This is a genomic window from Butyrivibrio sp. TB, assembly GCF_900110805.1.
In the GTDB taxonomy this organism is placed as follows: Bacteria; Bacillota; Clostridia; order Lachnospirales; family Lachnospiraceae; genus Butyrivibrio; species Butyrivibrio fibrisolvens_C.
On sequence record NZ_FOER01000010.1, the window covers coordinates 110,663 to 131,671 of the forward strand.

The following is a 21,009-nucleotide window of genomic DNA, read 5'->3' on the forward strand; positions in this document are numbered from 1 at the left end:
TTGATCATATGTAGAAGTTGTCAAAAGTATCTTTTGCCACCATATAGTTTGATTAAACACATATATAATCTTAGCTTTCTTCTTCATCACTTGTCATGACTACAACAGGTGTAACCGATCGGCTGTAATTCTCAGTAAACTTCTCATACTCGCCGTCTTCGTAGAACTCAACTGTAGTATCATAGACAACATTGCCTATAGCCTGGCCTCCATCAAGAGGCAGAACCTCCATAAGGTTCATATCGTCCAGCCAGCAGTTAAGATTCATGGAGCCTGAATTGTAATAATATTCAAGAAAGGCCTGATTGGTGTCTTTACTTCTTTGCGATAGCTTCACGATATTGTATCCAAGATTGGTTCTGAGTGTTACATTAGGGGAACTTTCTGACGGGGACTTGCAGTTTGGATCATTGACAATAAGGTGCATCCAGTAATTGTCCGCACCTATAGCTGTACTAGCGCTTCCATCTTGAACATTTTTTTCCTGCATAGCTACAACAAGAGAAAGTTTCTGACTTGTCTCGTTATTAACAACGATATAATCCAACAGATTTCTTGCAGAATAATCAGAATAATAGTCAGGATAATAACATATAAAGACATTCCTCGGGTACGGAACTTCAGGATTCTTAGCGTTCTGACGATAGGTGCCACCGGCATATGTCAGTACGGAAGATGGCTGCGTAGCATCCCCAGGATAGTAGTACTTAATATTGGCGGTAACTGTAGAACTTCCGGATGATGAGTTATCATCAATTGTTATAGTTATCTCTCTTCTGACATTTTTCTTGAGCTCTTCATCTGAAATAGTGCTGTCATCTAAAAGGACCCTTATAGCTTCATATGCATCCTCATCATCTTCTTCATTCATAAGAAACATATAGTCGAAGTTCTCATCATAGACAGCAGCAGTACTATATTCAAAGGCGTTGTAATTATAAGCTGATGAGTCTCTTGCTGCAGAAGAAGATTCATCGCCCATATAGTGACTGGCATCGTACTTCACAATGACATCGTACTTTTTGTCACTGCCGGAAGATACCATAAGATCATTGATGGCGAACTCATATATGTTATTGTCCGAACCTATAAAGCTTCCATCTTCGGCGTAGTAGTTTCCAAGAGGTCTGAACCTGGAATACTGGGAATTTGGGATAATAAAAGGTGATGGCGCATCCTCATTGAACATAAGCGCGATATCTTCTATTGTAAAATTCCAGCTTCCTTCGAATATGGTCTGTGACAGTGTTTCGTACTCTTCAAGTTCTCCGGCTCTTTTACTAAGCTTCTGCGTGACTACAAAGCCCCTCATAAGAGGAACTACCAGAATCGCAACTATGATGACTGCTATGATGACTTCTATTAGAGAAAAGCCGCTATTGTCATCTTTTAACCTCATGTCAGTTCTTTTATCTTCGACCATGATCAGTATAAGTTCCTTTACTAAGTTCTCTTATAACTGCCTATATCATGAGTGTCATATTATTTTTATAAGCATAAGCAAAGGCTCATTGTCCGCTGCTCTGAATATCTGTCACATCTCCAAATATATTGTCTGTACCATGATTGATAAGTCCGGGACTTGGGAAGGTGTACTCTTTGTCAGTACCTTCAAGATAGTAATAATCTATAGTCATATCTCCTGAGAGACGTCCTGTTGATGAATCGTAGCTTGCATTAAGCTCTGTCACATTTTTAAAGTCTTCATTATTGACCACATTCAAGATGATCTGCTTAAGTCCGTTATATGTTGTATCAAAGGTCATGACTTCTACAGAATCATAGAACATAAGACCGGTAACATCAGGTATGGTCCCGTCTGATTCGTACTGATTACTTGCTATAAGCCCTGTAACATCTGCTCCTGCACCTGAGAGCTGATCTTCTCTCTTCGGAACCATGATATCCATAGCTACAGGCTCATTCAAAACTGCCTCATAGGTATAGGTGGGAACAAGGATATTGGTCAGAAGCTCTGTATACATGATCTTATCAGCAGTAGTCACAAGAGACGGATATCCTGCCATTATCTTGTTGGTATTCAGGATATACCGGTCTGTATCATTGACATAGGTGTCCTTATTGGCAGAAACCGTAGTCAGAAGCTGAACCTGATTGCTTAGTGTCACATTCTCATCTTCTATGACTTTGGTCTTCTCATTAAGGCCATAGTAGCCATAATAGTAGGTAAGACCTGCGATCACAACGCCTCCGAATATCATAAGAAGAGCTTTATCTCTCTCAGTGATTGTTAATGCCATAATAACCTCCGAATCTCTGTCTATAGCCAAAATAAGCTTTGAAATAAACCATTTACTATAACGAAACTACTTCATCACCAGATCAGATTACGTGATCGCAGGATATCAGCCTACAGCCTCGCTACTATTACTTCCTGCATCTTCTGTACTTCCATCATCTGTATTTCCATCTTCTGATGCTCCGTTTTCACTGTCTGTTTCTTCTTCGCCGGATACGTCCGGGCTCTCATCACCTGTTGTACCTGCGCCTGATACATCTGCATCACCTGTTGACCCGCTTGAAGCAGCACTGCTATCATCTCCTGTAGATTCCTGACCGGCATCATCTGATTCATTGCCTTCCGGTATGATGTCTTCTGTATCGTTTTGAGTTTCTGCGGCATCTAATGTATCTTCTTCACTTCTTTCAGCATATAAGCAGACGGCTGTAAATGTGACGTATCCTTGGCCTTCATCAGAGGTATCATCTGAGATCCTGTCTATGACTACGCTATCTACTGATTCAAACATACACAGCTGCTCGTATACGTCTGCTGCTTCTTCCTTGGTGCCAACTGTCATAGTGATGGATACGCTAGTATTATCGCTGCTGATATTTTGTACCAGAATATCTGCAGGCATCTTCTCTTCCATCTCTTCGAGGAATTCGACTATATGAGCTGTCGGCTCATCTTTTAATTTATAAGCTTCATTTACATATTCATAAGCCTGTTTGGACAATGTATATTTCTGGTATATAGGTATGATGGACACTACCGACTGAAGCTGACTTCGAAGCGACTTATTGGTATTAGTGGCACTGATATAAGGCGGAAGCGATACAGCCAGAAGTACTGCGGATAAGCCTACACATCCTATCAGGACCAGTCTTCCTATAGCTACTATATCTGTTCCGGAGGATTTTGCTTTTTTCTCCGTAATAAGGAAATTTACAGGGCTTATAGTAGCGCCTATACATCCTATGTATTCACCAAATACGCCGTTTTTAAATACCTTGCCAAGCTGCACGCCTTCAAGTGTTTCTATCTGCTTAGCTGGCACATCGAGAGTATTGGCGATAAGATCATCTATTCCCTGGATAGTTCCGCCTATACCGGTTATCACCACTCTGTCTACCTTCTGGCCTTTGGTTCTCGAATAGTACAGATCCAGAACAGTAGAAAGACCGCTTACAAGATTTTCAAAAGAGAATGTTACATTCTCTCTGAGCTCTTTCATCTGGGGTGAAAGCTCTTCCTCCTCTTCTTCAAGCGGTAAAACAGCAGCTTCCTGCTGCATTGAAGCAGTACTTTCTCCTGCAGATTGGGTCAATGATTGCTGAGATCCAAAATCACCTGAAGCACTTACATCAGAGCCGGTAGTACCATCGTCAACTCCCTTTTGTTCATCAGATGATCCAAAGCCAAAATAATCACCTGTTCCAACATCAGTTCCGGTTCCTGCACCATCAGGATTATCTACCGCTTCGCCATCACCGCTTTCACCTTCTTCTGCGGCTTGGGCCTGTTCTAATAATCTCATCCTCTCCTGCGCCTTGGCCTGCCTATATGCTTCCATGTCAAAAGAAGGATTCACACACTTCATACCTCTAAGAAAGCCTATCGCTTCAGAGTATGTTGTGTTGTCAGAATAGATATGGCTATAGATGATAGTATCTACAGCTTCTTCGATTCCGTAAGGAACAGTTCTTGTAAGGCTCTGTACTCCGTCCTTCATAACAGTAACTATAGAGTTCTTCTCATCTATCTTGATAACTATCTGGCTACCGACACTGCATTCTTTTTTGACAGCCTGATACAGTGAGTTGCCATCATAGTCAATCGCTTCCAGCTCAAGTCCTGCTGCCTTTGCAAATTCCTTATAGCTTTCCAGCATTTCAGAAGGCATAGCAAGCGCATTGACCCTAAGCGCCTTAGCTCCCTCTTCATTTTGAAGCTTCTCCAGAACAGTATAAGAGATGCTATAATCTGCAATGTTTACAGGAAAATAATCCGAGGCATTGGCCAATACGAAATCCCTTATCTGATTTTCTTTAAGGAAAGGAATCTCCACTTCTCTGCTGGCTATCCTGTTTGAAGATACAGAGAAGATAGCTCTTTTAGCCTTAAACCCCTTAGCTTTGAGCATCTTACTAAGAGCCTGAGCATAGTTCTCAAAGCCGTAGAGCATTCCATCATCCATGACTCCTTCGGGAGTAGACAACATAAGGCTTTTGTAGATTCTGGGATTTCTGACCTTATAATCCATCTCAACAATTTCTGTTAATGTAGATCCGATCTCGATACTTAGGACTTTTGCCATCCTTTTTGTCCTCCGGAATAATATGTTTACTACCTGTGACAGTTACATGATCTTACCAAAGTACCAACTGATAATTCTATCTCCAACAAGTATCGCAGTCATGACGCCTCCTGCCAGATACGGTCCAAGCGCCAGAACATGTCCTTTATGACTTACCCTCATACGGATTATGTGTATGACACTTCCATATATACATCCTAGGAAAAAAGCAAGAATATTAAGCTTCCACCCTACAAGCAGCCCCGTTGCTGCCATAAGCTTTATGTCTCCGCCTCCAATCCATCGCCCTTTTGATATCGTATACAAGATAAACAGGAAAAGGGCTACGGATACAAACCCAATCAGATAACTTGCAAAATTTTTGTAATCTACCGCCATCCTAATAATTCCAAGTATACATATAGTATAATTCAAGCCAGGTGGAATTACCATTGTGCGATAATCTATAACTGATATTGCGATAAGTAAGGACGCTGCAAGACAAATCAGTACTGTATCTACACTTATTCCATATACAATTCCAACCAGCACATATACCACTCCATTAAGAGCCTCTATAAGTGGGTATTGGGCTGAGATCTTCTGACCACAATTTCTGCATCTGCCTCTGTAGATGACCCATGATACGATAGGTATCAGATCAAACCATCTAAGCTGGTATCCGCAACTCATGCAGTGCGAACGTATCTTCACGAAATCTTCGTGTTTAGGAAGCCTGTATATCAGAACATTTACAAAGCTACCTATGACAATGCCATATACAAATAGTATTAAGTAGAATATCACTAGCATCCCCTGCATATTAGTCCTCACTTTTTCTTGGAAAAGTATTTTCTAAGATCGCTGATAGGTACAGGCTTTGCATAATGGAATCCCTGAATATAGTCAAAGCCATGAGTGATACTATAATCCTTGTGAGCATCGGACTCTACGCCTTCTACGAGGGTATTGATTCCGCTGCTTTTCAAGGTTTCTATCATATTTGAGACAATGCCGTCCATACGCTCATCATCTATTGACTGATACAAAAGGGTTTTATCGAACTTAATGATCCTGAACGGAAGGTCTATGACTCTTGCCATAGCCGAATATCCTGTTCCAAAGTCATCAAGATAGAAAGATACGCCCTTTTCCCTTAACAGATACATGTTGTTCCTAAGTTTGTTGCTGTCATCTGCAACTGCACTCTCTGTAAGCTCAAGTCTGATCTTTTGGGGATCAACATCATATCGCTGAAGGATATCCAGGATCTCATCTGCAAGTCCCGGAAGCGTGAACTCTGATGCAGAGCAGTTGATACTGATGCATTGGAATTCATACTCTTTTTCCAATTCTTTGAGTTCCTTGCAAACCTTACTGAGCATTATAAGAGTCAGAACATGTATGCAGTCTGTCTCTTCTGCGATCGGTATGAAGAGCCCCGGACTTACTATCTGACCATCAAGCTCAAGTCGCATAAGAGCTTCCGCAGTTCTGAAGGATTCTGATTCTACCTCATATATAGGCTGTGCGTAGCATACAACCCTTGCATCCTCCATATCCCTTTTAAATCTTATGTCCATGAGCTCCTGTTCTATTCTGTATCTCTCCTGGAACTTCTCGTTATCTTCTTTGGTCGCTACATATCTAAAATTCTCAAGAGGATTAAGCTTATTTCTTATAATCTGATTGACCATCTCTCTGGCCATTGCTATAGATCTGATCTGTTCAAAGCAAGGAAGCACTACCATTATGATCCTTGCAAGTTCATCTATCTCACTAAGCCTTTTTTCTGCAAGATCTGCAAGTGAGTCAAGTATCTTGTCATGCTCATCACTTTGCATGGCTTCATATATGAAGGTGTAGGTTCCGGCGCTTTGCTTGTATATATGCAGGTTTGGATATTTGGATTCTGCCATCCTGCAATAATCTATGATTTCTTCATAGCCTATCCCCATCTTGGAAGACGGGCCGGATATATCCGATCTGTTAAAAGATGGAATGATAAGATAACCGATGTAAAATGGCTTTTTTAATAAGATATCGTCTTCGAAACGACTTTCAAGTGAGTACGTATTCTGAAGCCCCAGAATCTCATCATATGGATTGGAATGGAATAATATATAGAATATACACATCGGAACAACATAAGTCATCGCGATTATGATGTCATCTGTATTGGACCTTTGTACCAGAAGCAGCAGAACATTAATTGGATATACTGCAAATATGATAGTCCTTACAACCTTGGGCATATCCTTGGTAACAGTAAGTGCAAAGATCATAGAAGCAGTACTGCTGACCATACCGCAGTTGACCATCTTGATGACAAAAAATGAGATATCTGCAACCTCTCCTCCATAGTATGAAAACATAGTGCCTTTGAAGATAGCCACCATGCAATAGAAAACCATGAAGAATACAAAGCAGAAGCACAATATCCTGTAGTTTCCTTCCTTGCTCCTGTTCCTATAGGGAAGTGTACACAGATACATAGACAAATTGAATAATATGAAAGAATACACAAAGATATATGCAATCATAACACATTGAAGCATTACGATTCCATATATTTCGATATGAGAAGCCATATATACGATCAGAACCATAAGAAAGGGAGCCACTATACAGAAGAACATTCCGAAAAAATCATAAACATAGCTGGAAGTCCTACGTGGCTTAGTTCCGATCATCATTATAAAAAAAATAAATGAAACTATAAAAAATGCTATTTCAACATCTACGTTATATGCCAAATTCCCGATAAGTGCAGATAGCATATGCTCACCTCATAAAAGCATCAACTTATTATCATATCTTACGTAAATATATCGGCTAAAACTGTGATAAAAAGAATAGCTTTATGGCAAATAACTAAAAGGTCTGTTTATGGTATATCCGCACTTTAATAATGTTGAACCGGATCAATATTCTACATCCTCTGCCAGCAATATCCCTTGATTAGCATAATAATCATTCATACTGTCTCTGCAAGTCTCGATTCCTGCATTGATATGCCTTATACCGGCAGATGCTACGAACAGATTACGTATTGTAAAGATAAGAAGTGTGATCGTAAGGATCATGATGATACGCATTACAAGGTTGTATACTCTTCTGGATACATAAATATTTCTCATAATCTATTACCCCTCTTTCTTATGAGAACACCAATACCTATGATACTGATACTTTAAGCAAATCTCTTGATCACTGAAGAAAGGACACCTTGAATGATGATCTTATCCGGTCGTATGTCGTCATATCCTCTTTGAACATTTTCAGGATGAAGCACCAGCCTCTTAAGATCCGCATCATACTTAAGTCTCTTAAGTGTATTCTCTCCATCCTCGTTTAGTGCTACTACTATATCTCCCTGTCTTGCAGTCGATGCCTTCCTGATTACAAGAAGATCTCCCGAATCAATGCCTGCATCTATCATAGAATCTCCGACTGCATGAAGTATAAAAAGCTCTCCGCTTCCAAAAAGTGCTGTAGGAAGCTGTACATAACTATCTATATCACTGCTCTCAGTCTCCGGAGCGCCGCAAGTGATGCCATCCTGCATAAGAGGAGCTGAGGTCATGTTCTCATCCATCTTCATAGTAGAATCTGTACTGATGCGCCCCTCACTATAGTCGAGCATTCCCTCTTTGTTCATAGCCACAAGATATCTGTATGCTGTACTCTTATCTATCGAAAGGCCTCTTCCAATCTCTGCAGTAGAGGGATCACGCATATTCTCTTTATGAAATTGTATGATGAAGTCCTTAATCTTCTCCTTAAGTTCAGGGCTTTTTGATCTCATATAATGCTCCCGCCTTTTGTTAACTGCAACACTTTTTCTATCTGCAACGACCCGTTGCTGATAGAAATATAATACCATACTTGTATATAAAGTCAATATCTTCTTTTACTGTTGCGATTAAATCACGCACAACGTATAATGGTCTATGCTATATTCACTGATAGCTGCAACCTATAAACGGCTGGTCCTATTGGAACAGATCATAGGCAGCACTTATATACTCTTTGATATAAGACAAAAGCAAAAACATCTATCTAAAAATAATCATTACAAGGAAGAATAATTGTATGGCTAATACCTATTCAAACAAAGACAATTCAAAATCCCTAATCGCACCACGCCCTTTCTATGGCCATGTTCTGGCCGTTGCTGTTCCTATCATGATCCAGAACGGCATAACCAATCTTGTTGGTATGCTGGACAATCTCATGGTAGGTCAGCTCAGTACAGAAGCCATGTCCGGTGTTTCAATCGTCAACCAGCTACTGTTTGTATTCTATCTGTGCATATTTGGAGGACTTGCCGGAATCGGCATATTCAGTGCCCAGTTCTGGGGCAAGAAAGACCTTAAAGGAATGCAGTACACTATGCGTGCTAAGATGATTCTTGCATTCATGATCACTATAATAGGCGTACTGGTTCTGTATATATTCAGAACATCCCTTATCGGAATGTTCCTTCATGAAGGCGGTGACACAGGAGATCTGGAGCTTACATTGCAACATGCCATCTCTTACCTTCTCGTAATGTACGCAGGACTTCTTCCTATGGCTATCACCAATGTCTATGCCTCTACTCTTCGTGAGACAGGCCAGACTCTTGTACCCATGAGTGCGGGAATCATAGCAGTATTTGTAAACCTTATTGGTAACTATATCCTTATTTATGGTAAGTTTGGTGCACCTGCTCTTGGAGTTACAGGTGCTGCTCTTGCTACAGTGATATCAAGATTTATAGAGATGTTCATAGTTGTCTCTTGGACACATAACAATCCTGATAAGAACCCCTATATCAGAAGATGCTATAGCAGTATGTATATTCCTTCTGATCTTGTATTTAAGTTCATAATCAAAGGTGCTCCGCTCCTTGCCAATGAAGCACTCTGGTCTATAGGAACCACTATGCTCGTTCAGTGCTACTCTGTAAGAGGACTTAATGCAGTAGCTGCTTTTAACATATCCAACTCTCTTGCCAATGTATTCAATATAGTATTTATAGCAATGGGAAGTGCCACATCCATACTCCTTGGTCAGGAACTTGGTGCAGGAAGACTGGATGGCGCCAAGCTGTATGCACTAAGACTTACGACCTTCTCTGTGATACTAAGCTCTATATCCGGTTTGATGTTATTTATAATAGCTCCTGTATTCCCGGATCTATATAACACTACAGATAATATCAAGCACATAGCTTTGGGCCTACTACGTGTCAACGCAGTATGTATGCCTTTGTATGCATTTACAAACTCCGCATACTTCACCATCAGATCCGGCGGCAAGACTTTTATCACATTCCTCTTCGACAGTTGCTTTTGCTGGGTAGTATCTTTTCCTGTTGCATTTGTACTATCCCGCTATACGAACATGCCTATCATATGGATGTTCCTAACTGTTCAGTCTATGGACCTGCTTAAATCTGTAATTGGTTTCATAATCGTAATGAGGGGTAAGTGGATACACGACCTTACTAAATACGCAGGGAACTAGCTTCGGGCGGTAGCCCCCAAACAAGTCCCAGCTCTCGGGCAGGCGAAGAAAAAAGCCACTCAGCTCTCGGGTGCCCGAGAGCTGGGTGGCTTTTTCTTTGGTCACTACCCACGTTCGATCTTCTCTTCCGGTAGCAGCTTTAGCAGCAGCTTTTCAAGTTCCTCAGAATCCACAGGTTTGGACATATATGATACGAATCCTTCCTTGAGATACATCTTCTCGGCTCCTGGCGTGGCATTGGCAGTAAGAGCTACAACAGGGGTTGCATAGCTAAGAGCCATATAGTCATTCTTTAGAAGGTGAAGCGTCTGTATACCATCAGGTTCCGGCATCATATGATCCATGAATATAATGTCATATTTTTTCTTCTTGGCTTTCTCTATAGCTTCCGTTCCGCCTCCTGCACTATCTATCTTGATCTCAGTCCTTTTAAGAAGTCCTACGAACACTTCAATATTCATCCTGTTGTCATCAACAACCAGAACATTGGCAGTCGGAGCCTTGAAAAGTTCTTTGTATGTCGCATTATTTACTGTATACTTTCTTATAGCTTCTTCAAGATCGCCTATCGGTTCATCAGATATTACTACTTGTGGCAATAATATTGTAAAGGTAGACCCTTCACCATAGACGCTTTCTACGCTTATCTGACCACCCATGGCATCCACAAGTTTCTTTGTAATAGATAATCCAAGACCTGTTCCTTCTATATGACGATTTTCTTTTTCGTCGGCCCTGTTATAACTGTTGAATATCTCTCCTATATCCTCTGGTTTGATGCCAATTCCTGTATCCTTGACTATTATGCATAGATTGAACTTGCCGTCTATATATCTTTTTTCTGCCACAAAGGTAATGGTACCTCTGTTAGTGTACTTGACAGCATTGGTAAGGACATTGGTTATTATCTGCATGATCCTTACAGAATCACCATACAGGATTGATGGAAGGTCTTTACTAACCTTATTCTCAAAATCAAGTCCATCCTGTCTTGCTCTTGATATCAGAAGACTTACACAGTCTACAAGAAGCGGGGCAAGATTATATTCATCTACCTCAAGTTCAACTTTGGACTTGGCAGATCTATCCACATCCAGCATGTCGTTGATAAGTGACATGAGCATACGTACAGCATTCCTTATACTGCTTGCATAGGCTTTGATATCGGGGCTCTTAGTCTCTCTTTCAATAAGTTCTGCCATTCCGGATATGGTATTGATAGGAGTCCTGATCCTATGTGACATCAAAGACAAAAACTCAGACTTTCTCTCACCGGATGCTTCTGCTATTATCTTCTGGCTATGGACTCTTATCATACTGACAGCAGCTTCAACCACTACAGAGATAAGCAGGAGCATAAGTCCCAATACGTATACAAGGGAGGATGTTGCAGCTATATCATTGAACTCTCTTATAAGCTCTATTACCATCATTATCATGAAGATGATAAGTCCTATGATAACCGCCTTATGCTCTTTGATCCTGCCACTTACTATATCTATGATCGTGATAAAAAGAACGCTTGAAAGTGACATCAATATCACTATAAAGGTGTAAGTAAGTGTCCCGGCAAAATATACTACCCCCGTGTAATGAAGAAATGACACCGTAACAGCATATACGAAGCACATATCCTCCATTATCTTATAGAATCTTGTGTATCTACCGGCATGAAGACAGTCAGCAAAAAGAAGAAATGGTACCGGAAGAACTACAAGTATCTGGCATGATGTTTCAAACATTTTGGCATAATCAGCAGATTCATACTGCATAAAGGTATTGCTTGATGGTGTTGAGCCAAGTCTCCACATACATACACAAAAGATCCCCATTGCTAGGTACAGAACCGCAGACGGTCTTTTTGTAACAAAGGCAAAATATGATGAAATAAGTATAGTTATTATTGATATCGATCCCAAAACCAGAGTTATCATGGATGACATCATTGAATTTTTGGCATAATATCCCCATATTCCGCCCTGAGAGCCTAGTATTACTTCTCCAACCCAGCCTTTGAACATGGACTCTGATTCGAATTCGATAGTTACAGTTTTACCGGCATCTTTTTTATATAATTTGGCAAAAACATGTGCTGTGGGACTTGTTCTTGCCCCAATACCGGTATCTCCGGGTTTAAGCGAGTATTCCGTTCTTAATTCGTCTTCTATGTATATCTTTACGATAGATATATAACCTGTTACAGCAAGCCATTTTCCCTCTTCTATCGTATCCGGAAGTCTGTTGACTATCACAACCCTTCCATCAGGAGTTGAGAATTTGGCCGGCAGCTCTTGTATATCTGACAAGCTACCATCCTGTACTTGCTTCCATCCGGTGTTATAGCGTACAAACTCGTACTCATTGTCGCCAAAGTCATTGAACCTTATACTCTGGCGTGCAAACAGCATGACAACTACAGATACGACAGCAACAACGCATCCTATCATCAATATCTGATATAAATTCAGTTTTGGAGTCTTCTTGATATCAGTAATCATCCGAAAACCTCATATCCTATTCAGATCTTTATTCAGATCATTCCGCCTTGATCGCCTTGATTATTCTGTCATTATCAACTGCTGCAAGTCCTTTCTTTATAAGAGCTATCTTCTTTTTATCTTCATCACTAAGCTTATATCCTGCAAGTTCATTAAGTATCTGCTCTATGCTGTCATAGTCAAGGCTTATGGTGCACTCTTCTATGGCCGAATACGCATCTTTTAGTTCATCAGGAGTTATCTCCATAAGACTATCCTCATCAGTCGCCACTTCATGTTCCTGACAGATAGCTTTTAGTCTGTCTGTAAGCTCTATATATTCTGTAAGAAGCTTCGGTACACCATTCCAGAAAGTCTCCACGTCTCCCTGATCTCCGCGCTCTTCAAGAAAGGCTGCATGCTCCGACAAGGTGCCGCATCCTATGACTCTTGCATTGGACTTAAGAGCATGAACTTTGATGACACCGTTTTTAAGATCCTTAGAATTGATAAGATCATTAAGCATCTGTATATTATCATCAGAAGTATCTACAAAAGTCTTAACAGCATTAACAAAAAGCTCTTTGCTTCCGCAATATTTTATTCCATTATCAGTATTAATTCCGTCAACACCCTTGATACTGTCAAAGATATCATCATAAGGGTAGCTCTCATCCACTACCTCAGGAGGACTTTGGGCCATATCTTCACAATATGTCCACAGCATCTTCTCAAGATCAAATGTCTTAACAGGCTTAGATAGATAATCATCAAATCCCATCTTCAGGTACTCTTTCCTTGCACCTTCAAATTCATTGCCTGTAAGAGCTATTATTACTATTTTCCGGTCAATCCTTTGGTAGTGTTTTCTTAGCATATTCATGGCTTTCTCGCCGCCCATACCTGGCATGCGATGATCCATGAAGATAACATCATATTGTTCTAATATAGCAAGGCTTACTGCCTCTTCACCGGATGTTGCAGTCTTTATACTTGCTCCGGTTCTTTTTAGAAGTCCCTCTATAACAGACAGATTCATAGTTGAATCGTCTACGCACAGGACGTTTAGTTTCTCCGAATAGTATCTTCCTTTTTCTTTTAATATACTAAGATCCGGTTGTATAGGCTTGGTATTCCATCCTGCAATCTCTATCTCCCCAGCTTTTTTCTGTATTATGTCAAAAGAAAACTCAGATCCCTTGCCAAGTCTCGACCTGACGCTCAATCTGCTGCCCATTGCCTCTAACATCCTATTAACAACAACAAGGGACATGCCGCTTTGACCGTCTTTCTCTCCTGTGTTTTCAAAAGGATCGAAGATCTTCTTAAGGTCTGTATCACTTATTCCAACGCCTGTATCAGTAACTCTTATAGAGAACATGACAAGATCATGCCCTGTCTCATCAGTCTTGTCCAGATCTTCTATAAAAGCCTCAAGCGTAACCTTACCTTCATCTGTGTAGTTTATAGCATTGGTCAGGATCTCACCTATCATTTTGCAGATCTTCTCATTGTCACCAAGAAGGAGCCTTCCCTTTATACCGTGCTCCCTAAGTTCCATTTTCAGACCTTTTTTGTCAGCAATAGGTTCGAATATCTTGTACAAAGATGTTATAGCTATCTCTGCATCAAAGGTTTCTTCTATAAGATTGACATTACCTGATTCAAGCCTTGAATAATCAAGGATCTCATTGACAAGCCTAAGAAGTGACTTACCATAATCTCTTATATTCCTGGCGTAGGCTGTTATCTCTTCTTCTCTTGATTCGCGCAGGATCAGCTCATCCATACCCATGATGGAGTTTATGGGAGTTCTGATCTCATGGGACATACTGGCGATGAACTGGGACTTGGCTGATGATACTTCTTCTGCGACTATCCTGTCCCTTCTGTCTATTACATAAGAATGGATCATGTCAACAACTGCGCATACCATGATCATGATCATGCCAAGATTAACTATAGGAGTAGCAGGTGTGTCAGGCTTTATGGCAAAAAATACTCCCGCAATAATACCGGAAAAGGCAAATCCAAGATAACCGGATATCGTGATCTTATTTTCCACAAGTCTTTTTTTGAAAATATCTATAAATATAGTTATGAGCATGTAGATTGTAGACAAGACTGCTCCGGCTACAAGATAAGGCATTGTGAATATAAAGGCCACATGCCCCATATCATTAAGATAACCTGTAACCAACGATAATGATGCGACCATAAAGGCGCAGAACATATTGGACTTGTGATACCTTTTTTGCAAAAGGATATCAAGACTATATAAGAAAGGAATCGGGATCAGTGAAAAGATCATATAGGCAGCATCGGATGCAACGCTGATATTATAGAACAGGAGCTGCCTTAGGTGGGAATCACACACTTCCCATGAAGAATAGAGTAATACGCCAAGTCCCAGAAATATGAACCTGCGACTTGTCTTACTATAAATACTCACGATAAGGAGGATACTCAGAACTCCGATCGCTATAAAAAATACTATAAGAGGCAGTACAAACCCGGAATAATCCTTGATAGTGTAGTAATACCAGATTCCCATCTGATTGCCCATGACTACTTCATTGATATTATAGGCAAAAGAACTGTATGCAGAAGATCCGACTATCCTGATGTTTTTGCCTATGTCATCTTTGTGCAGCTGAACGAACAGATAGAAACTTGGAACAGTAGTCCTGCCATACTCTTCAAAGTTCCTGTAATAGGACTTTCTAAGTTGTCCATCTATATAGATGTAGATATTCTGACGGGTGCTTCTTATAGATAGCCAGGAATGCTCTGTAATAGAATCAGGGAGTGTGCTTTGTATTTCGAATCTGTTACTTCCGTCTTTCACAGCATCGCCCGGGACTTCTGCGGGCACTATACTTCCATCTGCAAGTACCTGTTCCCATCCTTGTGACAGCACACTATAAGAAAGCTCATTTTCAATGTAGTCATTGGATTTAAACAAACCACTTGAAAAGAGCTTAGCTGCAATTAAAACCAGCAAGACGTAGCATATAATTGATTCAAAACTGAATTTGGTCTTACTAATCATATCAAGCAATATATCGGTTTATCTTACTTGAAAACTTATAATAAAACATGCTCAAAAAAACTGCTGCCAGAACTTACGTCCTGACAGCAGTTTGCTTGATAAATCATCAGTTATTAAAAATTATTTCCAAATACCTACACGGTCTTCGGGAGCTACGTACATTCCGTCGCCTTCCTGGATATCAAAAGCTTCATAGAATGCGTCCATGCTGGATAATACAGCATTAACTCTGGCACGTCCCGGTGAGTGTACATCCATCATAAGGAGCATGCTTGCATATTCGTAAGTCATCTTCTCAGCCCACATGTTAGCATATGATACAAATGCTTCCTGAAGGGCATCCTTGTCATGACCGATGATCTGAGTTACTGCATACATACCACCAAGGTCAGCGATGTTCTCTGTGATAGTAAGAGCACCATCAACAGTTGAACCTGTCTCTACTGAAGGGAATACATCATAGTAGTCGATGATATCCTGACACATATTGGTATATGTGATGTACTCATCTTCTGTCCACCATGGGTTGTAGTTGCCGTTAGCATCATACTGTGATCCTGATGAATCAAATGCATGGCTGATCTCGTGACCGATTACTACACCGATAGCACCAAGGTTAGCTGCTTCTGAAGCGTCAGGATTGTAGAAAGGATCCTGCATGATACCTGCAAGGATTGTGATACCGTTGTTAGCAGGATCATAGAAAGCGTTGATAGTCTGAGGTGTAGCGATCCACTTTGTCTTATCAACTGGCTTTCCAAGAAGTGAAAGCTCATAAGCTACGTATCTCTGGTGCATTGTGATTGTGTTAGCTGTAAGTGATCCGCCCTCTTCCTTGCCGGCGATAGGAGCTTCAAGGCTTAAGTAGTAGCTGAAATCATCAGGATATCCAACTTTAACCTGAAGTGTATCAAGCTTGGCAATAGCTGCCTGCTTAGTAACATCACTCATCCAAGTCTGAGCACCAATGATGTTCTTGTACTCAGCGATGATCTCTGTGATCATGTTTGTAACTTCTTTTTTGGCTTCTTCTGAGCAGTAATTGTCTGTATAGAGAAGTCCATAGTTCCACTCAAGTGCTGCAGCAGTCTGAGCCATCCAGTAATACTCGTTAGGTCTTGCCTCTGTAATACCGTTGAGCTTGTTGCTAAGCTCTACTGTAAGATCATAAGCTGTCTGAGTTGTTATGGAAGCAAGGTCAGAAACGAGGACAGTTGCAGAATAGTCCTTGAGCACCTGAAGGTTATCTTCTGTAAGAAGGCTTGCGCACTCTGCAAACTTATCTTCATCAGGAACAAGGTATCTGTCCTGACCTGCAAATCCAAGAGCCTGCATATAGCTTGCCATATCAATAGATGGGAATGCAGCTATGATATCTGCTTCTGTATATACATTGTATATCTTCTCAATATCATAGTAGTCAGTTCTCTCAAGCTCTACAGAAGCAAGGTCTCTGGCAACCTTATCAGTATTGGCAACCATTCTCTGAGCATCAGCTTCTGAGAATCCGTTTACAACAAGAAGATTACCAAGATACTGATTATAAAGTTCAATATAAGCTTCATAGCCTTCTGTCTCATAGTAATCCTTGCCCATTAAAGAGTCGCCGGCGTCAGCTACAACTACATACTGTGTAGAGTCAAGATCGTCCTGTGATACATCAAATGAAGGAAGGATTGAACCATATCCACAGTCTACAGAGAGGCTCATTACAGCAGTAACATATTCTGTAAGATTCTGTGAATTTACAATAGCATCCAGATATGACTGGAACTCTCCAAGTCCATCAGCATTTCTTGCTTCTGTATCAGCATAAAGTTCATACAGATCATGAAGCTTCTGCTCAGGTGTTCCCTTTCCATAATTTTCTTTTGAATTAATTTCATTGAAGATCTCTTCCATCTGAACGTCCTGTTCATCAGAAAGTTCTCCAAACCATGACCACTGTGCACTTGTTGCAGGGATTTCATGAGAAGCGAATGTTGTTGCATTAACAACGTCATAGAAGTTATCCTTGTAGCTTGTGCCCGTAGCCTGAGACAGAGTTTCGAGCTGAGTCTCAATGCTTGTTGTAGCAACTTCATCAGCGAATGCTGTGATCGAAGCCTGAGGCACGATCATTACGGAAGCTGCCAGTATCACTGATAATAGTGATTTAGATTTAGATAATCTGAGCATATATCTTTGTCCTTTCTAAAATGTCATAACATCCTATTATAAGATGTTAATTGATAATCGCTACTCCTACAGTTTAGCAATATATATATTGGCTTGCAAGAAAAAAGTATATTAAAATTAAACTTTTTTAATCATTTTGAATATCTGCTGCAGCAAATGCCTGATATTCATATCTTAATACGATACTTATTTTTTTATGATTCATGACGATATAGATATAAGACGTACCAAGTCCACTCAAAAGGAACACTACGTATGAAAAAGAACACATCTGGCATTTCAATGTTAGTAATCATAACATGCTGTATATTTATAGCATGTTTTTTGATCATGCCTGTTTTCAATAGTATCATTACCCCAAATGCAAATATTAATTCAGATGGCAATTCACAAAGTGCCTACAGTTATGATTCGAATTCTTTCACTCATGTCCATGCGTCAGGTTCAAAGGATACTATAATTCCATTTAACATCCTATGCATATGTTCTTATAACTATTCTTATGATACTGTTCCACAGCACATACAAGGGATAGAAGCAGGACTTGGCGATCTTTCATATGAGATCACATATGAAAATATGGATGCCAAAAGATTCTACGAAGCGGATGATATCCAGGAGTTCTATAACTACCTTTCTTATAAGATTGATAAGATAGATGCACACTATGATCTTATTTTCGTAATAGATGATACTGCACTTAGATTTGTGATCAATTACAGGAACGAACTTTTTGGAGACGTTCCTGTAGTATTCATGGGTATCAATTCTGTTTCTGATGCCACAACTTCTGCTGCTCTTCACAATGTTACAGGTATATCAGAGACTCTTGATTTCGAATCCAATTATGATCTTATGAAAGCTCTTTTTCCTGACAGAAATGAGATCGTAGTATTATGTGACGGATCCAATACAAGTTCCGGCGAGTATGTGGAATTTTTGAAGTTCACGGAAAATCACCCCGAGATCAGCTATAGAGTCCTTAATGCTTCATATTATACGCAAAAAGGGCTAAAAAGGGCTCTGTCAGAGCTTGATAATAACAATATAATCTACTATCTTGAATTCTCTCAGGATGGAGATGGCAACCTGTATACTATCAACTCAGCTTCCTCTTTTGTTGATAATAATGTTACAAATGTGCCTGTGATAAGACTTACTATGGCCAATTGTACAAACAACATCTTAGGTGGTATATCGTATTCGTATACACATGCCGGAGAAGTTGCAGGCAAGATGGCAGGCAAGATATTAAATGGTGTAAGTGCTGACAATATCGCGCTTATCAGTGATACCATAACCGAAAGCTACTTCTACCAGGACAAGATGGATGAGTTCGGTATCAAGTCATCCCAGCTTCCGGCAGATAGCTATATTGCCAACGAAAGATTCAATCCTATCCGCTACTATCAGGAGAATGCTCTTATCCTGAACCTGATAATACTTATTATCATACTTTTGTTCATAATAATAGTCATTCAGGCCAAGGCCAACCGCCAGCACGAACGTATGCTCAACAACGATTATCTGACTCAGATACCTAACCGTCATTATATCAATCAGAAGATCGATCAGCTCAATTCTACTTTCACGCCTTACGGACTCGCCATGATAGACGTAGATCACTTCAAAGACATCAATGATACCTATGGACACCTTGTGGGTGATGAAGTTCTCGTGGAGATAAGTACCAGATTTTCAAGTATAGCATCCAAATATATCACCTTCGCCAGAATAGGTGGTGATGAATTCATGATGCTCATAACAGGTCCCGAAATAGACAATGCCGACAATATATGCCGGCAGATTCAAAATATAATACGTAATGCAGTTGTCATTAATAAGAAAAAACTGGAAATAACCCTTAGCATAGGCTGTGCTCTGTATCCTTCTGATACCAACGATCCTACTCAGATCATGGCTCTGGCCGACAGGGCTCTGTATTATGTAAAAGAAAACGGAAGAAACGATTATAAACTATTCGGCGACCTGTAAGCTTCCGTCTTCAGATAGCACATATGTTCCGTAATTGTCTACCAGTTCCTGCACCATATTGTCACTTGTTATCTCTACAGGTTCAAGGAGAAATGCGGGAACTACTATCTTGCCATTATCATATGACTGGGTATCATAGACACATTCATAGTCAAGATTCCAGCTATCTATCAGGGACTGTGACATCACTTCCCCATGATACAAAGAGTCTACGAGCATGACAGTCACATAGGCTTCATACGCCAGATTCTTGTAAACATCCATAGACTGTCTTCCATCCATAAGTCTGCGCAGGTTCTCTACATCACAGTCCTGACCTGTTATCACCACATCATTGCCACCATTATAACTGTCTCTGATCGCATCCTGTACTCCAATAGATGTAGAATCATTGGAACACAGCACAGCATCAAGTTTTCTGTCACCGGAATAATAAGAACCTATCAGGATCTGAAATCTGACATTAGCAGTCTCTGTTGACCACTGAGAAGTTGATACTGTATAGAAATCACACTGGCCTGAGGGAACATTCAAAGTCCCCTTGTCTATATATGGCCTTAAGACATCCATTGCTCCGTCAAAAAAGAATCTTGCATTATTATCAACAGAATCTCCTGCTGTAAACTCTATGTTATAGATCTTGCCTGTAACTTTATCAAGTTCCAGAGCATTCTTTATATACTCTCCCTGAAGTCTTCCCACCTGATAATTGTCAAAAGATACATAAGCACTCACATACTCTGTGTTACATATGAGTCTGTCATAGGCAACAACCGGTATCCCGGCTTCATAGGCTCTCTCCATGACTTTACCAAGTGACAGTCCATCAACTGCACCTATCACCAGCACATCAACACCATCATCTATCATCTCATAGATGGCGTCAATCTGAGTATCTATAAGGTTTCCGGCATAGTGCAGATCAACTTCATATCCAAGTGCTTCAAATGATGCTTTTAGATTGTTGCCATCACGGGTCCATCTCTCAAGATACTGAGTGGGCATACTGATACCAATCTTGTCAATGCCGTCTTCTGAGTGGGTATCGACTATTCTTGTATCGTCTGTATCAGACTGTGCTGTATTATCCGGCGCGGAAGTCTTTGAAGCAGTCGAGCACGCTGACACCATAAGGCTTAATGTAATGGGAGCTATCAGATATCTTGTATAATGCCTATTAGAAAGTACCATATACGATCACCCTTTCTGTAAAAGAAGCTGGATCTTGCACTCAATTTATGATCAATAGAAA

General features: G+C 40.3%; 13 protein-coding genes. 2 read left to right on the plus strand and 11 right to left on the minus strand.

The features are described 5' to 3' along the window. Positions 1-70: 70 nt before the first annotated feature. From BMX21_RS08545 to BMX21_RS08575, 7 genes are all read right to left on the minus strand, one after another. On the minus strand, positions 71-1,399 hold the full coding sequence (locus BMX21_RS08545; protein WP_177173977.1) for a prepilin-type N-terminal cleavage/methylation domain-containing protein: 1,329 nt from the start codon (positions 1,397-1,399) through the stop codon (positions 71-73). A 109-nt stretch (positions 1,400-1,508) separates the two neighbouring features. Further along, positions 1,509-2,261 carry a hypothetical protein gene (locus tag BMX21_RS08550; protein ID WP_092043363.1) on the minus strand — a complete coding sequence of 251 codons (753 nt, stop codon included), beginning with the start codon at positions 2,259-2,261 and terminating at the stop codon, positions 1,509-1,511. Positions 2,262-2,366: 105 nt separating this feature from the next. Then, a complete protein-coding gene (gene pilM, locus BMX21_RS08555; RefSeq protein WP_092043366.1) occupies positions 2,367-4,562 on the minus strand; it encodes a pilus assembly protein PilM in 2,196 nt (731 codons plus the stop codon). A gap of 42 nt (positions 4,563-4,604) precedes the next feature. Continuing rightward, positions 4,605-5,363 (minus strand): prepilin peptidase, encoded by a 759-nt coding sequence (locus BMX21_RS08560; RefSeq protein WP_092043369.1) that lies wholly within the window; start codon positions 5,361-5,363, stop codon positions 4,605-4,607. An 8-nt stretch (positions 5,364-5,371) separates the two neighbouring features. Then, entirely contained in the window at positions 5,372-7,321 is a 1,950-nt protein-coding gene (locus tag BMX21_RS08565) for an EAL domain-containing protein (protein ID WP_092043372.1), read from the minus strand. Between the two features lie 144 nt (positions 7,322-7,465). Further along, a complete protein-coding gene (locus tag BMX21_RS08570) occupies positions 7,466-7,681 on the minus strand; it encodes a hypothetical protein (protein ID WP_022753028.1) in 216 nt (71 codons plus the stop codon). Positions 7,682-7,734: 53 nt separating this feature from the next. Beyond that, positions 7,735-8,349, minus strand: coding sequence for a LexA family protein (locus tag BMX21_RS08575; RefSeq protein WP_022759152.1), 615 nt, complete (start codon positions 8,347-8,349; stop codon positions 7,735-7,737). A 287-nt stretch (positions 8,350-8,636) separates the two neighbouring features. On the opposite strand from BMX21_RS08575, the gene BMX21_RS08580 reads away from it, so the two are divergent. After that, positions 8,637-10,055 (plus strand): MATE family efflux transporter, encoded by a 1,419-nt coding sequence (locus BMX21_RS08580; RefSeq protein WP_092043375.1) that lies wholly within the window; start codon positions 8,637-8,639, stop codon positions 10,053-10,055. Positions 10,056-10,159: 104 nt separating this feature from the next. Here BMX21_RS08580 and BMX21_RS08585 read toward each other — a convergent pair whose 3' ends face one another. From BMX21_RS08585 to BMX21_RS08595, 3 genes are all read right to left on the minus strand, one after another. Next, positions 10,160-12,553, minus strand: a complete 2,394-nt coding sequence (locus tag BMX21_RS08585) for an ATP-binding response regulator (RefSeq protein ID WP_092043378.1) — start codon at positions 12,551-12,553, stop codon at positions 10,160-10,162. Positions 12,554-12,590: 37 nt separating this feature from the next. Next, the gene (locus tag BMX21_RS08590) at positions 12,591-15,584 is read right to left on the minus strand and encodes a response regulator (RefSeq protein WP_143057228.1); all 2,994 of its coding nucleotides are present in this window, start codon (positions 15,582-15,584) and stop codon (positions 12,591-12,593) included. A gap of 120 nt (positions 15,585-15,704) precedes the next feature. Continuing rightward, entirely contained in the window at positions 15,705-17,762 is a 2,058-nt protein-coding gene (locus BMX21_RS08595; RefSeq protein ID WP_092043383.1) for a M13 family metallopeptidase, read from the minus strand. A gap of 255 nt (positions 17,763-18,017) precedes the next feature. On the opposite strand from BMX21_RS08595, the gene BMX21_RS08600 reads away from it, so the two are divergent. Then, positions 18,018-19,757 (plus strand): ABC transporter substrate binding protein, encoded by a 1,740-nt coding sequence (locus BMX21_RS08600; protein ID WP_092043385.1) that lies wholly within the window; start codon positions 18,018-18,020, stop codon positions 19,755-19,757. Here the strand turns inward: BMX21_RS08600 and BMX21_RS08605 are convergent. Then, the gene (locus tag BMX21_RS08605) at positions 19,740-20,948 is read right to left on the minus strand and encodes a substrate-binding domain-containing protein (protein WP_092043387.1); all 1,209 of its coding nucleotides are present in this window, start codon (positions 20,946-20,948) and stop codon (positions 19,740-19,742) included. The two genes, BMX21_RS08600 and BMX21_RS08605, sit on opposite strands and share 18 nt — an antisense overlap. Between the last annotated feature and the right edge of the window lie 61 nt (positions 20,949-21,009).

Coding starts and splice junctions, on each gene's coding strand:
- BMX21_RS08545 (WP_177173977.1), bottom strand. CDS start 1,399: ATGAGGTTAAAAGATGACAATAGCGGCTTTTCTCTAATAGAAGTCATC.
- BMX21_RS08550 (WP_092043363.1), bottom strand. CDS start 2,261: ATGGCATTAACAATCACTGAGAGAGATAAAGCTCTTCTTATGATATTC.
- pilM (WP_092043366.1), bottom strand. CDS start 4,562: ATGGCAAAAGTCCTAAGTATCGAGATCGGATCTACATTAACAGAAATT.
- BMX21_RS08560 (WP_092043369.1), bottom strand. CDS start 5,363: ATGCAGGGGATGCTAGTGATATTCTACTTAATACTATTTGTATATGGC.
- BMX21_RS08565 (WP_092043372.1), bottom strand. CDS start 7,321: ATGCTATCTGCACTTATCGGGAATTTGGCATATAACGTAGATGTTGAA.
- BMX21_RS08570 (WP_022753028.1), bottom strand. CDS start 7,681: ATGAGAAATATTTATGTATCCAGAAGAGTATACAACCTTGTAATGCGT.
- BMX21_RS08575 (WP_022759152.1), bottom strand. CDS start 8,349: ATGAGATCAAAAAGCCCTGAACTTAAGGAGAAGATTAAGGACTTCATC.
- BMX21_RS08580 (WP_092043375.1), top strand. CDS start 8,637: ATGGCTAATACCTATTCAAACAAAGACAATTCAAAATCCCTAATCGCA.
- BMX21_RS08585 (WP_092043378.1), bottom strand. CDS start 12,553: ATGATTACTGATATCAAGAAGACTCCAAAACTGAATTTATATCAGATA.
- BMX21_RS08590 (WP_143057228.1), bottom strand. CDS start 15,584: ATGATTAGTAAGACCAAATTCAGTTTTGAATCAATTATATGCTACGTC.
- BMX21_RS08595 (WP_092043383.1), bottom strand. CDS start 17,762: ATGCTCAGATTATCTAAATCTAAATCACTATTATCAGTGATACTGGCA.
- BMX21_RS08600 (WP_092043385.1), top strand. CDS start 18,018: ATGAAAAAGAACACATCTGGCATTTCAATGTTAGTAATCATAACATGC.
- BMX21_RS08605 (WP_092043387.1), bottom strand. CDS start 20,948: ATGGTACTTTCTAATAGGCATTATACAAGATATCTGATAGCTCCCATT.